Source organism: Stenotrophomonas rhizophila, assembly GCF_020857975.1.
GTDB classification, from domain to species: Bacteria; Pseudomonadota; Gammaproteobacteria; order Xanthomonadales; family Xanthomonadaceae; genus Stenotrophomonas; species Stenotrophomonas rhizophila_C.
The window spans coordinates 15,694-31,701 of record NZ_JACWUO010000023.1 but is presented as its reverse complement, the minus strand read 5'-3'; the positions used below and the strand labels follow the sequence as shown (position 1 = coordinate 31,701).

Sequence of the window (16,008 nt, the reverse complement as noted above, 5' to 3'; positions counted from 1 at the left end):
TTCCACCGTTCAGCCAGTGCCGGCCGGCCCCCGGCCCTTTGCGCGGCGGCCGCGCTCTGCGACCATGGCCGGTCCCCCATGCCCCCGGAAGTCCGTGATGAGCCCGTCCGCCCCGCCCGTAGCCGATCCCGCCGTGACCGCCGCCAACGCCGCCTGGTCGCCGGACAGCTGGCGCGGCAAGCCCGCGCTGCAGATGCCGGCCTACCCCGATCCGCTGGCACTGGATGCGGCCCTGCACGAGCTCAAGCGGCTGCCGCCGCTGGTGACCTCCTGGGAGATCCTGTCGCTCAAGCAGCAGCTGGCCGATGCCCAGGAGGGCAAGCGGTTCCTGCTGCAGGGCGGCGACTGCGCCGAGAACTTCAGCGACTGCGAATCGACCACGATCTCCAACCGGCTCAAGGTGCTGCTGCAGATGAGCCTGGTGATGGTGCATGGCATGCACAAGCCGGTGATCCGGGTGGGCCGCTTTGCCGGCCAGTACGCCAAGCCGCGCTCGGCCGACACCGAGACCCGCGACGGGGTGACCCTGCCCAGCTACCGCGGCGATGTGATCAATGCCCCGGAGTTCACCCAGGCCGCGCGCCAGCCCGATCCGCGCCGGATGCTGCAGGCCCATGCGCATTCGGCGATGACCATGAACTTCGTGCGCGCCCTGATCGACGGCGGCTTCGCCGACCTGCACCACCCCGAGTACTGGAACCTGGACTGGGTACAGCATTCGCCGATGGCCGCCGACTACCAGAAGATGGTGGCCTCGATCGGCGATGCGGTGCACTTCATGGAGACCCTGGCCGGGGTGCGCGTGCACAACCTCAACCGGATCGATTTCTACACCTCCCACGAAGCCCTGCTGCTGCCCTACGAGCAGGCGCTGACCCGCCAGGTGCCGCGCCAGCAGGGCTGGTTGAACCTGAGCACGCATTACCCGTGGATCGGCATGCGCACCGCCGCGCTGGAGGGCGCGCACGTGGAGTATCTGCGCGGGGTGCGCAACCCGATCGCGATCAAGGTCGGTCCGTCGGTGCAGCCGGACCAGCTGCTGCGCCTGATCGACGTGCTCAACCCCGACGACGAACCCGGCCGCCTGAGTTTCATCCATCGCATGGGCGCGGCACAGATCGCCGACAAGCTGCCGCCGCTGCTGGAGGCGGTCAAGCGCGACGGCCGCCGCGTGCTGTGGGTGTGCGATGCGATGCACGGCAACACCGAGAGCACCAGCAACGGCTACAAGACCCGTCGCTTCGACAACGTGCGCGGCGAGGTGGAGATGTCCTTCGACCTGCACGCCGCCGCCGGCACCCGCCTGGGCGGCGTGCACCTGGAGCTGACCGGCGAGGACGTGACCGAATGCACCGGCGGCGCCCGCGAACTGACCGAGCGCGACCTGGAGCGTGCCTACCGCTCCTCGGTGGACCCGCGCCTGAACTACGACCAGTCGCTGGAGATCGCCATGGCGATCGTGCGCAAACAGCAGCACTACGCGGCATAAGCCCGGCCGCCGCCGCGCCTGGCGTGGCGGCACCGCGTCCACGCGCGGCTTACATCCGGCTGACGTGCCGGTCATGGTAGCGCTGGCATGCTGCGGTCTTTGCGGATCAATGCAGGAGTGTGCAGTGACGGTGGATTGGCAGCAGGCGGCGCTGTATCTGTGGCCGATCGGCATTGCGCTGGCGGTGGGGCTCACCGGCTGGTGGTTGCTGATGGCGCTGACCCGGCGGCTCAAGGGCCGCGACTACCGGCGCGCGCGGATCGCGCGGGTGATCAGCCGGCCCTTGGCGTTCGCGCTGCCGTTGCTGCTGCTGATCCCTGCGCTGGAGGCCACGCCGCTGCAGGGGCGCTGGCTGGACCAGTCGCTGCGGCTGCTGCATATCGGCCTGACCGTCTGCGTGATCTGGCTGCTGGTCCGCGCGGTGGCTGCTGGCGAACGGGCGATCCTGCGCGAGCACCCGATGGAGGTGGCGGACAACCTCGCCGCCCGCCGCGTGCAAACCCAGACCCGGGTGCTCAGCCGGGTGCTGATGGGCGCGATCATCCTGGTCGGCGTCTCGCTGATCCTGCTGACCTTCCCGATGGTGCGTCAGATCGGGACCGCGCTGCTGGCCTCGGCCGGCATCATCGGGCTGGTGGCGGGCATCGCGGCCAAGCCGGTGTTCGGCAACCTGATCGCGGGCCTGCAGATCGCCTTGACCCAGCCGATCCGGCTGGACGATGTGGTGATCGTCGAGGGCGAGTGGGGCCGCGTGGAGGAAATCGGCAGCAGTTACGTGGTGGTGCGGATCTGGGACGAACGGCGCATGGTGGTGCCGTTGACCTGGTTCATCGAACACCCGTTCCAGAACTGGACCCGGCGCAGCGCCGACCTGCTGGGCACCGCCTTCCTGTGGCTGGACTACCGGGCCCCGATCGCGGCGATCCGGGCCGAACTGGAACGCATCTGCGCCGATCAAGCGTTGTGGGACGGCCGGGTCTGCGTGACCCAGGTCACCGAGACCACCGAACACACTCTGCAGGTGCGGCTGCTGGTGAGTGCGCGCAATTCCGGCGATGCCTTCGACCTGCGCTGCATCGTGCGCGAACGGATGCTGGATTTCCTGGCGCGCGAACATCCCCAGGCGCTGCCGCGGACCCGTGCCGAGCTGCTGCAGCAGCCCGATCCCGGCCTGCGGCGGCAGGGGCCGCAACCGGTTGAAGACGTGCGTTCGCCCGGTGCCGAGGACGGTGCGCCGGCGACCCCGCCGGAACCAGCCAACAGCTAATGCGGGTTGCGTCCGGTAGTGCCGGCCGCTGGCCGGCAACCTCATGATCTCGTCCAGGTACGCCTGGTTGCCGGCCAGCGGCCGGCACTACCGGGGTGGGCTGGGGTGCGGCAGCAGGCTGTCGGTCCTGAAACGCGGCGGGCGCCGCGCGCGGGTGCGCTGCTCGTAGGCGTAGCCCAGTTCGATCAGGCGCGGTTCGCTCCAGGCCGTACCCATGAACAGCAGGCCCAGCGGCAGCCCGTTCACATGCGCCATCGGCACGCTCAGGCTGGGGTAGCCGGCAACCGCGGCGGCGCTGTAACTGCCGCCGGGAAAGTCATCGCCGGCACCGGCCCGGATCGGCCAGGCCACCCCGGTGGTCGGGGCGATCAGCGCATCCAGGTGCTGGGCCCGCAGCACCGCATCGATGCCTTCCGGGCCGGCCAGCCGGCGTGCCCGGCTGCGCGCGGCGATGTACTCCGGCGTGCCCAGGCCCCCGACGGCGGCGGCGGTCTCCATCAGGTCCTGGCCGAACAGCGCCAGCTCCTTGCCGGCATGCGCGCGGTTCCAGGCAATCACCTGGTCCAGATCGCGCAGCGGGGCATTGTGGGTGCCCAGGTAGCGTTGCAGGCCGGCCTTGAACTCGTGCAGCAGCACGATCCGTTCGGCATCCTGCCATTGGCCCTGGGTCGGCAGTTCCACCGGCACCACCACCGCGCCGGCCTCGGTGAGGATGGCGATGGCGTGCCGCAGCGCCGGGGCGATGCCCGGCTGTTGCTCCAGCGGCCCGTGCAGGACGCCGATGCGGGCCCCGCGCAGGCCGTCCGGGTTCAGCCGGGAGGTGTAGTCGTAGACCGCGCGCCCGGGCATGGTGGCGGTGGCCGGGTCGGCGTCGTCGCGCCCGGCCATGGCGGTCAGCAGTGCCGCCGCATCGGCCACGCTGCGCGCCATCGGGCCGGCGGTGTCCTGGCTGAAGGAGATCGGGATGATGCCTTCGCGGCTGACCAGGCCGACCGTGGGTTTGAGCCCGACCACGCCATTGACCGCTGCCGGGCAGACGATGCTGCCGTCGGTTTCGGTGCCAACCGCCGCGGCGGCCAGATTGGCCGACACCGCCACCGCGCTGCCGCTGCTGGAACCGCAGGGGTTGTGGCTGAGGCGGTACGGATTGCGGGTCTGCCCGCCTCGCGCGCTCCAGCCGGAGATCGACTGGCTGGAGCGGAAGTTGGCCCATTCGCTGAGGTTGGTCTTGCCCAGGATCAGCGCCCCGGCCGCACGCAGGCGGGTGACCAGGAAGGCATCGTCCGGGCCGAACCCGGCCAGTGCCAGCGAGCCGGCGCTGTTGCGCATCGGGCGCGCGCCGATGTTGTCCTTGAGCAGCAGCGGGATGCCGTGCAGGGGCCCGCGCAGCTGGCCGCGGCGGCGCTCGGCATCCAGCGCGGCGGCCTCCTTGAGGGCATCGGGATTGAGTTCGATCACCGCGTTCAGGCGTGGCCCGGCGCGGTCCAGCCGCGCGATGCGGTCCAGGTAGGCGCCGGTCAGGGTGACGCTGTCCAGCGCGCCGGCGGCCATCTGCGCCTGCAGGTCGGCGATGTCGGTCTCGGCATAGGCGAACGGGATATCGATCGGCACGGCTGCCGGTGCTTCGCTGGCCTGTACCGGCGCAGGCGATGGCGCGCAGCCGCACAGCGCGACGGCGAGCAGCAGCGATGTCAACGACAGGCGCATGGGGGTGTTCCGGAAACCGGCGCTCAGGCTAACCAGCCGGTGCCACGCTTGGCAACTCAGCCGGCCGGGTGGGGCGGCGTGCCGTGGCGCTTGCGGATATCGCGGGCGAGCACGCCGACCACGATCAGGTTGATCACCAGCACCGACCACGCGGCCCAGCCGGGGTGACGGGTGATGGCATAGATATCGAAGGGCAGGTAGATGCCCGCGGTGACGCAGCCCAGCCAGGAGGCCCAGGCCTTGGCCCGCCAGAGGCCCCAGGCCTCGAACAGGTGCAGCACGCCGTAGGCGACCATTGCAGCAGCCGCCAGATGCACCGCATCGGGGCTGATCATGTTGAGCAGCGAGGGCAGGGTGCCGTGATCCGGGTCCAGACTGAACCGGCGGATCAGGGCATTGACCGCATCGCGCAGGGGCTGCGGGCCGAGCATTTCCAGCCCGGTCGCAGCCAACAGCGCCAGGACCGCCTTGCTGGCTTCCAGCAAGGCGATCAGGTGAAGCCCCGGATGCTTGTGAGGATCCGGGTTGTAGGGCTTGTCGATCACGACAATGGGTCCGATCAGCCGCCGCGCGATGCCTTCTTGCGGTCGCTCTCGGTCAGGCCCTTCTTGCGCAGGCGGATTTCCTTCGGGGTGATCTCGACCAGCTCGTCGTCTTCGATGAAGTCCAGGGCCTGTTCCAGCGAGTACTTGATCGCCGGGGTCAGCTGGATCGCATCGTCCTTGCCCGAGGCGCGCATGTTGGTCAGCGGCTTGGTCTTGATCGCGTTGACGGTCAGGTCGTTGTCCTTGGAGTGGATACCGACCAGCTGGCCTTCATACACGTTGTCGCCTTCGGCAGCGAACAGCTTGCCGCGTTCCTGCAGCGGGCCCAGCGAGTACGCGGGGGTGGCGCCGGGAGCATTGGCGATCATCACGCCGTTCTGGCGCTTGGCGATCGAACCCTGTTCCTTCGGGCCGTAATGGTCGAACACGTGGAACAGCAGGCCCGAACCCTGGGTCAGGGTCTTGAACTCGTTCTGGAAACCGATCAGGCCGCGGGCCGGGATCTGGTATTCCAGGCGCACGCGGCCCTTGCCGTCGGGTTCCATGTTCTTCAGCTGGCCCTTGCGGGTGCCCAGCTTTTCCATCACGCCGCCCTGGTGCTGTTCTTCGATGTCCACCACCAGCTGCTCGATCGGCTCCATGGCCTGGCCGTCGATCTGCTTGATGATCACTTCCGGGCGCGACACGGCCAGCTCGTAGCCTTCACGACGCATGTTCTCGATCAGCACCGACAGGTGCAGCTCGCCACGGCCGGAGACCAGGAACTTGTCGGCGTCTTCCAGCTGTTCCACCTTCAGGGCCACGTTGTGGACCTGCTCGCGGTCAAGGCGGTCCTTGATCTGGCGGCTGGTCAGGAACTTGCCACCGGACAGGTCCTTGTTGCCGGCGAACGGCGAGTTGTTGACCTGGAAGGTCATCGAGATGGTCGGCTCGTCGACGGTCAGCGGCGGCAGCGCTTCGGGGGTATCGGGGTGGCACAGGGTGTCGGAGATGGTCAGTTCCGGAATACCCGAGATGGCGACGATGTCGCCGGCCTCGGCGGTGTCCTGCTCGATCCGCTCCAGGCCCAGGAAGCCCAGCACCTGCGCGACCTTGCCGTTGCGCTTCTTGCCTTCACGGTCGATCACCGCGACCTGCATGTTCTTCTTCAGGGTGCCGCGCTGGACGCGGCCGATGCCGATCACGCCCACGAAGTTGTTGTAGTCCAGCTGGCTGATGCGCATCTGGAACGGGCCGTCCGGGTCCACTTCCGGCATCGGCGCGTGCTGCATGATCGCTTCGTAGAGCGGGGTCATGTCGCCATCGCGCACGCTGTCTTCCAGGCCGGCGTAGCCGTTCAGGGCCGAGGCGTAGACGATCGGGAAGTCGAGCTGCTCATTGGTGGCGCCGAGCTTGTCGAACAGGTCGAAGACCTGGTCGATCACCCAATCCGGACGCGAGCCGGGGCGGTCGACCTTGTTGACCACCACGATCGGCTTGAAGCCCATCGCGAAGGCCTTCTGGGTGACGAAGCGGGTCTGCGGCATCGGACCGTCCATCGCATCGACCAGGATCAGCACGGTGTCCACCATCGACAGCACGCGCTCGACCTCACCGCCGAAGTCGGCGTGTCCCGGGGTGTCGACGATGTTGATCCGGTTCTTGACACCGGTCTTCTTGTCTTCCCAGGTGATGGCCGTGTTCTTGGCCAGGATGGTGATGCCGCGTTCCTTTTCCTGGTCATTGCTGTCCATCACGCGCTCGGCGAGCACGGTGCGCTCGGAGAGGGTGCCGGACTGCTTGAGCAGCTGGTCGACGAGGGTGGTCTTACCGTGGTCGACGTGGGCGACGATGGCGATGTTGCGAAGATTTTCGATAGACATGCGAAAGGGGGCCAGTCGGCGCCGGATTTGGAAAAATGAGTCCAATATTATACGGCCTGCGCGGCCAATCGCGAAAACTGCGTTTCAGGTTCCCCCTGGTGCCCATTCAGGTAGTGCCGGATGGCGGGGAACGCCAACCGCGTGGCCCGGTAGCCGGCACCGGGCCCCACCGCGTCGCGACCGCCCCGGACCCCGGCGCCCGGGTGGGTGTTCGCCCATGGTCGAAGGCGCTCGGCACCCCCTCGGGTGTATCCTATGGGGCTAACGACAAACCCCCGTACCCCAAGGATTTGCATGTCCCTCATCGCCACTTTCGACACCACCCAGGGCCCGATCAAGGTCGAGCTGTTCGCCGACAAGGCCCCGCTGACGGTCGCCAACTTCGTCAACCTGGTCAAGCACGGCTTCTATGACGGCCTGGTCTTCCACCGCGTGATCCCCGACTTCATGATCCAGGGCGGCTGCCCCAAGGGCCAGGGTACCGGCGGCCCGGGCTACAAGTTCGAAGACGAGAAGAACGGCGTCAAGCACCAGATCGGCTCGCTGTCGATGGCCAATGCCGGCCCGAACACCAACGGCAGCCAGTTCTTCATCACCCACATCAAGACCGACTGGCTGGACGGCAAGCACACCGTGTTCGGCCAGGTGCTCGATGGCCAGGCCATCGTCGATTCGGTCAAGCAGGGCGACGTGATCCACTCGATCACCCTGGAAGGCGACACCGACGCCGTGCTGGCCGCCCAGGCCGAGCGCGTGGCGGAGTGGAACAAGCTCATCCCCAGCGCCTGATCCGATCCCGACGGCCCCCTGTGAAGGGGGCCGTTTCTGCGTTGCGGCCGCCCCGCCAGGCCAGTCCCCGCCCGCGCGGCCATCTCCCACACAGCTACCTAGCTTCTTAGCAGAGGAAATCCCCATGAAAGCACCTGTTCGTGTTGCCGTGACCGGCGCCGCCGGCCAGATCGGCTACGCCCTGCTGTTCCGCATCGCCTCCGGCGAAATGCTCGGCAAGGACCAGCCGGTCATCCTGCAGCTGCTCGAGCTGCCCATCGACAAGGCCCAGGCCGCGCTGCGCGGGGTGATGATGGAACTGGAAGACTGCGCCTTCCCGCTGCTGGCCGGCATGGTCGGTACCGACGACGCCGAAGTGGCCTTCAAGGATGCCGATATCGCCCTGCTGGTCGGCGCGCGTCCGCGCGGCCCGGGCATGGAGCGCAAGGACCTGCTGCTGGAAAACGCCAAGATCTTCACCGCCCAAGGCGCGGCGCTGAACAAGGTCGCCAGCCGCAACGTGAAGGTGCTGGTGGTCGGCAACCCGGCCAATACCAACGCCTACATCGCCATGAAGTCGGCGCCGGACCTGAACCCGCGCAACTTCACCGCCATGCTGCGCCTGGACCACAACCGTGCGCTGAGCCAGCTGTCGTCCAAGCTGGGCAAGTCGGTCGGTGGCATCGAGAAGCTGGTGGTGTGGGGCAACCACAGCCCGACCATGTACCCGGACTACCGTTTTGCCACCGCCGATGGCGCCTCCATCGCCGATGCGATCAACGACCAGGAATGGAATGCCGGCACCTTCATCCCGACCGTGGGCAAGCGCGGCGCGGCGATCATCGAAGCCCGTGGTTCGTCCTCGGCTGCCTCGGCCGCCAATGCCGCCATCGACCACGTGCGCGACTGGGTGCTGGGCAGCAATGGCAAGTGGGTGACCATGGGCGTGCCGTCCGACGGTTCCTACGGCATCCCGGAAGGGGTGATCTTCGGCTTCGCGGTGACCACCGAAAACGGTGAGTACACCCTGGTCAAGGATCTGCCGGTGGACGACTTCAGCCAGAAGTACATCGACAAGACCCTGGCCGAGCTGGAAGAAGAGCGCGCCGGCGTGGCCCACCTGCTGGGTTGATCGCGGCTGGCCGGCCTTTGGTTGGCACTCGATGAAAAAACGCCGGGCTTGCCCGGCGTTTTTTTTCTTCGATCACTTTCATCGCGGGCGTTGAGGGCCCCGCCGCAGCCGGCAGGCCCCTGTGCAAATGTCCCCCGGCCGACGCCTGGCGGCGACGGCCTCCTCCTTTACTTTGCCAGGAGCCTGTCGGCCGCGACGGGGCCAGGCTTGCGGTTCGCGATGGAAAAACGGAAGCCAGGGGCGACGCCGGTGGATCGAGTGCCGGGGCGCCATACCCTTGGAGGCGAAGTAAAGGAGGAGGTGTCGGCCGCAGGCCGACGCCGGGGGACATTCGCCGGAAAGGGTGTGGCGCCCCGGCGCTCGATTCACCGGCAGCCGCGTCCAATTCAGGCCGCGCGCACGCGCTCCGTACGACCAAGGTCGGACAGTTCAGTCGCCGCCATCGGGCTATGCTCGATCCCATGACTTTGTCTGGGAGGGCTGTCATGCGTTACGAAGATGTCTACCGGCGATCGGTGGAGGAACCTGAGGCGTTCTGGGCCGAGGAAGCCCACCGGATCTACTGGCATGTACCGCCGCAGCAGATCCTGGATTACAGCAATCCCCCGTTCCGCCGCTGGTACGTGGGCGGCCAGACCAACCTCTGCTACAACGCGGTGGACCGGCACCTGGCCGAACGCCCCGACCAGCTGGCGCTGGTGGCCATTTCCACCGAGACCAACGTCACCCGCGAAATCACCTACCGGCAGTTATACCGCGAGGTAAATGCCTTCGCCGCCGTGCTGCAGCGGCTGGATGTGCAGCGCGGCGACCGCGTGGTGATCTACATGCCCAACATGGCCGAAGCGGTGTTCGCCATGCTGGCCTGCGCGCGCATCGGCGCGATCCACTCGGTGGTGTTCGGCGGTTTCGCCGCGCACAACCTGGCATTGCGCATCGACGATGCGCAGCCCAAGCTGCTGATCGCCGCCGACGCCGGCAAGCGCGGCGGCAAGGTGATTCCGTACAAGGCGATGGTCGATGCCGCCTGCGCCGAAGCGGCATCGCCACCGCCGCATGTGCTGATCGTCTCGCGCGGGCTGGACCCGGCCGAACCGAAGCTGCCCGGCCGCGACGTCGACTACGCCACCCTGCGTGCCGAAGTCGGCGACCAGGACGTGCCGGTGGTGTGGCTGGAATCCAGCGAGCCCAGCTACCTGCTCTACACCTCCGGCACCACCGGCAAGCCCAAGGGCGTGCAGCGCGATGTCGGCGGCTATGCGGTGGCGATGGCGCAGTCGATGCAGACCGTGTTCGACTGCAAACCCGGCCAGGTGATGTTCTCCACCTCGGACGTGGGCTGGGCGGTGGGGCATTCCTACAACGTGTACGGCCCGCTGATCGGCGGCTGCACCTCGCTGCTGTACGAAGGGCTGCCGACCAATCCGGACCCGGGCATCTGGTGGGCGCTGTGCGAGCAGTACAACGTGCGCACGCTGTTCTCCTCGCCCACCGCGGTCCGCGTGCTGAAGAAGCACGATGTCGACTTCATCGCCCGCCACGACCTGGATGCGCTCAAGTACGTGTTCCTGGCCGGCGAACCGCTGGACGAACCCACCGCGCACTGGATCAACGACGCGCTCGGCAAGCCGATCATCGACAACTACTGGCAGACCGAAACCGGCTGGCCGGCGTTGACCCTGCTGCCCGGCGTGGACATGAAACCGGTCCGCTTCGGCTCGCCGGGCTTCCCCAATCTTGGCTACAGGATGAAGGTGATCGACGAGAACACCGGCGAGGAAGTCGCGGCCGGGCAGAAGGGCGTACTGGTGATGACCCCGCCGCTGCCGCCGGGCTGCATGAGCACGGTGTGGCGGGATGACGACCGCTTCATCCAGAGCTACTTCAGCCATTTCAAGGAGCTGCTGTACAGCTCGCTGGACTGGGCGATCCGCGACGAGGATGGGTACACCTTCATCCTCGGCCGCACCGACGATGTGATCAACGTCGCCGGCCACCGCCTGGGCACCCGCGAGATCGAAGAGTGCATCGCCGGCCATCCGCTGGTGGCCGAGGCGGCGGTGATCGGGGTCAAGGACGAGCTCAAGGGCCAGGTGCCGCTGGTGTTCGTCACCCTGCGCCAGGCAGTGCAGGGCGACCCGGGCACGGTGATCACCGAAATGATGCAGCGGGTGACCCAGTCGCTGGGCGCGCTGGCACGGCCGGCGCATATCCATATCGTCAATGCCCTGCCCAAGACCCGCTCGGGCAAGCTGTTGCGCCGCTCGCTGCAGGCCCTGGCCGAAGAGCGCGACCCGGGCGACCTGTCCACGCTGGACGACCCGGCGGCACTGGATGAAATCCGTCGCGCGCTGAGCCAGTAAAGGTAGGGGCTATCGGCCCGACTTCGCTTCCCAGGGCAGGGTCAGGGCCGCCCTGGGAGCACGAGTTGCCGAGCTTGGCCTGATTGTTCCTGGGTTTGGCCGCAGCAGTCAGCACGCCATACAGCGGTGAACCTGCGGGAGATTACCAGGGCCGCAGGGGAGGCTGCGCTCCGAGTCTCCCAATCAGGTCGAAAGTCCAGCGTTTATCGGTAGACGAGCCCTGCCGTGCCCCGACTGGCGTCCGGCATACGGATGAGTTTCTCGGGACCAAGTAAGTCAGGGCAAGATCAGTCAGGTGCGAACTTCAACTCTCGGCGATATTTCAGTGGATCTCCCACGCGGGAAGGATCGGGTGGGAACAAGGACATATTTCCTGCGGCAATTGCACGGCCCTTAATCCGCTCACCGATGCCCTCAGCTGCCTCCACCTCTACGTTAGTGACCTCTCCATTTTCATTAACGGTCATCACCCAGACCAAACGTCCACTCCACTCCTTCGGCGGAATGCTGGCGTCATAGTTTGGGCGGCCCAATACATATGGAATTCCTGATGGCTGATAGAAGGGAGCCTCCGCGAGTGTCTTGGCGACTTGTATCGTCTTGGTTGCACTGGGTTCGCCATTCAGGAATATCTCAAATTTCCACTTGCCCGGCATGCCATTCCTCCCCAAATGCGCGTCGTAGCAGCGCTTCGGGCCTTTGAAATAATCATAAGTATTGGACGAGACCATCTTGTCATCTGCGTCACGCACATCGATCCGCAGCGACTTGTTCTCTGCTGCTGTATTCATGGCTGCAAGACACACCTGATGGCGGATACCACCATCCATTACAAATCCCAATGTCTGCTGCCGTGCCAGGGCACCTGGGGTCCGTGGCTTCCAAAGAAATTCGACAAAGACATTGGGCTCAGCCGCATAGGCAATCCCAAATATGTCGGAACACAACATCGCCACCACCGCAGCTACAGTTATGGTTTTCATTGGAATGTACTCGGGCGAAATTCTCGGTCAGGTATTATCAATCAGTGAATCTGAGCATATGAAGGAGCTGTGCTCGGCCAAGCGCGATCCGGTCGAGCACAGCGAACTAAAAGTCCAATGCGACAGCGCATTGAACATCAGGCAGCACGAACTTAGCCGCCGCAGTTACCGGCAACGTCGTCCGATTGCAGGGTGCACGTACCGGTATCCACCCAAGAGTCGGTTTCCTGGCTGGGCGTGTTGACGCCACCGCTTACGCGCGACAGTTCCTCGCGCGAAAGCAGATGGCCCAGCACACGACCGTTGCCCTGGACGTTCTGGTTCTTCATAAACTACACTCCATGAGAGGTGCGGAGAATACCGCACTTTTTGCACAGATCATCTGCACAAAGCTTCAACCCGAGCAATTGACCAGGCCGAGGCTTGCGACCTGGGATGTAACAGGACGGATGTCCCTACGGAATTTCACGGAACAATCCCAGCCTTCTTGGCTGCCAGATACGCTTCTTTCAGAGTCAAGCGTCTGCGAGGTGGGCGATACACGAAATTCTCGTCCTTCGACTCGATGAATTGACAGAAGGCATCTACGACCGGCAGTTCTTGACACCATCCTTCTACAAAGAAAAACTGCCCCGCCTCGTTGACTTCCAGGAAGATCCATTCGTCTTTCTTGTTGATGATGAAGTCGAAACCACCACTGACGATGCCAAGGTCATTCATTAGCTGCCGGCATTTGGTGTAAACGTCAGGTGGTAGCGTCACTGGCTTGCATGCGCCAATCGCAGATTGACCGATACGCCAATCGAGGTGGCCTTCTTCCAGTTTGGACGAATCGATCCTGACCCCGGCATAGAAATTCCCGAAGAACTGGACGCGCGCCTCATATGCCTTGTCTACAAATTTCTGGAAGATGCCTGGAGCCGCACGCAGAAGATCATCCGCCGGCAGTTGCTTGTGGCTGATAAAGGACGTATAGGTCTTCCGAAGCCGTCCTGCTTCGTTCCACACGTGCCCGATTAATGGCTTGTAGATGCATTTCCGGGTCCTGCCAAGGAATTCCTTGATGTCATCAGGATCGTTGCTGATCAATGTTATTGGAATTGAGAGGCCGCGCTCCTGCGCTAGAAGGAACTGTCTTGGCTTCAAATCACAGAAATCAGCCGTCTCGAATCGATTTATCCAGAATGCATGATTGAAGAATGCGTTGTGGGCTTGTGTCGCGACACGCAACTCGTTGGTTACGAAAGCACGATCTCGCGCATCAATCGTCTGCGGCGCAACGGGTAGTTGTCTCCTCCTGAACCAGACGACGTCAATGTCACTCGGCGAGAACTTCAGCTCTCTGTTTCGGAATGTGGCGATGTAACTCCCGCCCTCGTAAGCGATACTGACGGCCGCATCTTCCGGGTACCTTCCGGTATGCCATTGAAAAACGCGATTTCCTCGTTGTTCGAGCGCATAAGCAATAGATGCTGCATGTACATCATTCTCGATCCTATGGATTAGGACGTTACGCCTGCCTTCTACCTGTCGCGGCGACGTTGGCCGCCTCTTGGAACTCTTGACTCCGCCCTTTTCCTCCCGAACTGTGCTCATCTGCATTGATCCCGTCAATTCCAGGACTCCTAATCCTGAATCTGCGAAAAATGGAGTTATTCTCCGAATTCTGCGGAGGCCTGACCAAGTACGCTTCCATTTTGCGTTGATCGACGACCGGATGGGCCCGGGATATATGGGCGTCAATGTCTATGATATTTTCTACGCCTGAAGTGCGTTTGGATCAAGGTCGGAAAACGACATTTAGCTTTATTACTTTTTATTGTTCCGTATTTGGTGATTGTGTGCACCTATAGATTGGATGGCCTTAATCTGGCGGTCAGCACGCCATACAGCAGTGAGCCCATCACGGCACCACCGAGGACGACTGGCAGTGAGCGCTCACTGCCCAACAGCATCCACGCGATGAAGATCAGCCCCCAGCTCAGCAGGAAGCTGAGCGTGTTGGCCAGCAGCTTCAGTGAGAAGGACGGCTGGCCATGCTTGGTTGAAAAGCGCCTGCCAAGCTGGTCAAGCAGCCAGTCTGCAAAGGTCGGGGCCAGTAGCTTCATTGGGTCTATCCTCCAGCGTTACGGTGTCTTGTGTCTGAGCAAGCGGGCTGTTCGAATGGCGCGCTGCGTATCAGGAACCGGACATAGGCGATGTCGCCACAAGCCCTGGAATCCGCGCATTGGGCCGACGCTGTCATCCCGGCACCTGCCACTTGATCAGGAAGTGGAGCACAACCAGCGCGCTGCCCATGCCGGCGGCGAGGCGTGAAGCAACGCCGAACGATCGTACGGCGCCTGTCATCGACCCGGAACGCTGCAGGTCGGCGGCCATTGCAAGCAACAGAAGCGCGAAGCCAACAGCAGCCAGAAGATCATTCCAGCGGCCGCCGTAGAAGAGGAAGTCGACCAGCTTCAGCAGGGCAACCAGCGCCATCACATTGATCTGCAGTTTTTTTCATGCTTGCGCTTGGTCGATCGCTGCTCGGCGCCGGTAAGGTGGTTGCCGCTGTAGCGGCCGGTTGGCACACGATGCCGGCCTGTTCCGGGTGGCCTACTTGAAAAGGCCCTTGATCAGAAGGAGCAGGCTCGCGATCTCGTTCCGTTGGCTCCATACGAACCAGAAGGCCAGTACGACGAGCGTTCGATTGAGTTCCTTTCTCGCCACTGTGAAGATGTAGAAATTGCCATCTGTCGACGTCCTGAAAAGACAAGAACGGGAGCGGCGGCCTTCCTTCTCTTTCATCTTTCGCTTCCTGAGCGCTTGAGACCGAACGGCCGCAGTCTTCTTTGGCACGTGCCCTGCGGTGTATCGCTGAGGTTGCCGGCCAGAATCACGCTCAGGCCGGCTCGTTCTGATCCGTGAATCTACTGGCGTCGAGTCCGGTAGACCTGTCGGCACGCACGCTCGAATCTACCTCCTCCTGAGGCGATTGAACACCGTCCCTCCCGCCAAGGCCCCCGCCGCAGCCAGAATGCCGAGCTTCAACGGGCTGTTTACGGCGAAAATCCCGGCGGCAGTGGCGGTTGCGGCGCAGATCAGGAATAGTGCGCCAAATGGGGCTAGTGACTTCACATCGGCACCTGGCAGTGTTGTGTGTAGGCGAGTCCGCGTCGACGATCAGGCGCTTGGAGGCTATTGCGCCAACGCATAGCCTGTCCCGATTGCTGTGCCCAGCATGAAGCCGGCAGCCGCGCCGACTACGGTTCCTGCGCCTGGAACGATACTTCCTACGGCTGCACCGGTAACTGCGCTGGCCCATGCGCCGGCGGCTACCATCGCGACGTCGCCTGCCTTGGTGCCGCCGGAGGCGGTGTCAATTTCGGCCTTGTTCAACTCGCGCATGTTGCTTCTCCCTTCTTGTCGCACAGTCAAACCGTGCTCTGGGGCCGGATGGTTATCAGCGTCAGGGCGCTCTCGAATGAGCAGCTGTCGCCAAGCTGACCGTGGAGTCGGCCTCGGCTCTGCACAGTTCGCTGGACGACGATGGTGAACGCCGTGCTAAAGCGGAGGACAGGTGGATGCCGCTGGCGATCAAGTGTGTGGCGTCCAGCTGTGTTCGGCCCGTTATAGTCTCGGGATACCGGCCAATCAATGGTCGAATGCGACATCTTGATCCTGCCATTGTTCATTGTGAGAAATGACGCAAGAGGTATGCACTGCCTAATTTTCGATATCTATCTGAATCGAGATTTCGGTTCGACAAATCTAGTACGAATCACCAATGGTTACTTCACCGTTGGCGTTGGATGACGCCCGCTCAAAAGTTGAGGGTGGCGCTTGTACGGCACGTTGTTGTTGCTTTATTTGAGGTCAAGGCTATCCGCAGAATCGTGTTGACCTTGGT

Annotated in this window: 15 protein-coding genes; 5 read left to right on the top strand and 10 right to left on the bottom strand. The window is 64.0% G+C overall.

All coding sequences use genetic code 11. The annotated features are described in order from the left end of the window. Positions 1–97: 97 nt before the first annotated feature. Together IC535_RS16840 and IC535_RS16835 are read left to right on the top strand one after the other, a co-directional pair. The gene (locus IC535_RS16840; protein WP_228886396.1) at positions 98–1,489 is read left to right on the top strand and encodes a class II 3-deoxy-7-phosphoheptulonate synthase; all 1,392 of its coding nucleotides are present in this window, start codon (positions 98–100) and stop codon (positions 1,487–1,489) included. Between the two features lie 109 nt (positions 1,490–1,598). Further along, positions 1,599–2,756 (top strand): mechanosensitive ion channel family protein, encoded by a 1,158-nt coding sequence (locus IC535_RS16835; RefSeq protein ID WP_267474748.1) that lies wholly within the window; start codon positions 1,599–1,601, stop codon positions 2,754–2,756. 87 nt (positions 2,757–2,843) lie between these two features. Here the strand turns inward: IC535_RS16835 and IC535_RS16830 are convergent, their stop codons facing one another. From IC535_RS16830 to typA, 3 genes are read right to left on the bottom strand one after another with little or no spacing between them, the layout of a single operon-like run. Continuing rightward, positions 2,844–4,463, bottom strand: a complete 1,620-nt coding sequence (locus tag IC535_RS16830) for an amidase (protein WP_228886397.1) — start codon at positions 4,461–4,463, stop codon at positions 2,844–2,846. A 56-nt stretch (positions 4,464–4,519) separates the two neighbouring features. Further along, positions 4,520–5,008: a DUF2127 domain-containing protein gene (locus tag IC535_RS16825; protein WP_228886398.1), complete on the bottom strand. Its 489-nt coding sequence runs from the start codon at positions 5,006–5,008 to the stop codon at positions 4,520–4,522. 14 nt (positions 5,009–5,022) lie between these two features. Beyond that, entirely contained in the window at positions 5,023–6,870 is a 1,848-nt protein-coding gene (typA, locus tag IC535_RS16820) for a translational GTPase TypA (protein ID WP_228886399.1), read from the bottom strand. 294 nt (positions 6,871–7,164) lie between these two features. On the opposite strand from typA, the gene IC535_RS16815 reads away from it, so the two are divergent. The 3 genes from IC535_RS16815 to prpE all read left to right on the top strand — a co-directional run bounded on the left by IC535_RS16815 (position 7,165) and on the right by prpE (position 11,133). Further along, a complete protein-coding gene (locus tag IC535_RS16815) occupies positions 7,165–7,659 on the top strand; it encodes a peptidylprolyl isomerase (RefSeq protein ID WP_228886400.1) in 495 nt (164 codons plus the stop codon). Positions 7,660–7,783: 124 nt separating this feature from the next. Next, a complete protein-coding gene (locus IC535_RS16810; RefSeq protein ID WP_228886401.1) occupies positions 7,784–8,770 on the top strand; it encodes a malate dehydrogenase in 987 nt (328 codons plus the stop codon). 485 nt (positions 8,771–9,255) lie between these two features. Further along, a complete protein-coding gene (prpE, locus tag IC535_RS16805; RefSeq protein ID WP_228886402.1) occupies positions 9,256–11,133 on the top strand; it encodes a propionate--CoA ligase in 1,878 nt (625 codons plus the stop codon). Between the two features lie 287 nt (positions 11,134–11,420). Here prpE and IC535_RS16800 read toward each other — a convergent pair whose 3' ends face one another. The 7 genes from IC535_RS16800 to IC535_RS16770 form a co-directional block, all read right to left on the bottom strand. Then, entirely contained in the window at positions 11,421–12,116 is a 696-nt protein-coding gene (locus tag IC535_RS16800; protein WP_228886403.1) for a hypothetical protein, read from the bottom strand. A gap of 152 nt (positions 12,117–12,268) precedes the next feature. Continuing rightward, positions 12,269–12,445 carry a hypothetical protein gene (locus IC535_RS16795; protein WP_228886404.1) on the bottom strand — a complete coding sequence of 59 codons (177 nt, stop codon included), beginning with the start codon at positions 12,443–12,445 and terminating at the stop codon, positions 12,269–12,271. Between the two features lie 136 nt (positions 12,446–12,581). Further along, the gene (locus IC535_RS16790) at positions 12,582–13,712 is read right to left on the bottom strand and encodes an MvdC/MvdD family ATP grasp protein (RefSeq protein WP_228886405.1); all 1,131 of its coding nucleotides are present in this window, start codon (positions 13,710–13,712) and stop codon (positions 12,582–12,584) included. Between the two features lie 251 nt (positions 13,713–13,963). Next, positions 13,964–14,224, bottom strand: coding sequence for a hypothetical protein (locus tag IC535_RS16785; RefSeq protein ID WP_228886406.1), 261 nt, complete (start codon positions 14,222–14,224; stop codon positions 13,964–13,966). A gap of 133 nt (positions 14,225–14,357) precedes the next feature. After that, positions 14,358–14,597: a hypothetical protein gene (locus tag IC535_RS16780; RefSeq protein ID WP_228886407.1), complete on the bottom strand. Its 240-nt coding sequence runs from the start codon at positions 14,595–14,597 to the stop codon at positions 14,358–14,360. 117 nt (positions 14,598–14,714) lie between these two features. After that, a complete protein-coding gene (locus IC535_RS16775) occupies positions 14,715–14,906 on the bottom strand; it encodes a hypothetical protein (protein WP_228886408.1) in 192 nt (63 codons plus the stop codon). 390 nt (positions 14,907–15,296) lie between these two features. Continuing rightward, on the bottom strand, positions 15,297–15,506 hold the full coding sequence (locus IC535_RS16770; RefSeq protein WP_228886409.1) for a hypothetical protein: 210 nt from the start codon (positions 15,504–15,506) through the stop codon (positions 15,297–15,299). Positions 15,507–16,008: the final 502 nt, after the last annotated feature.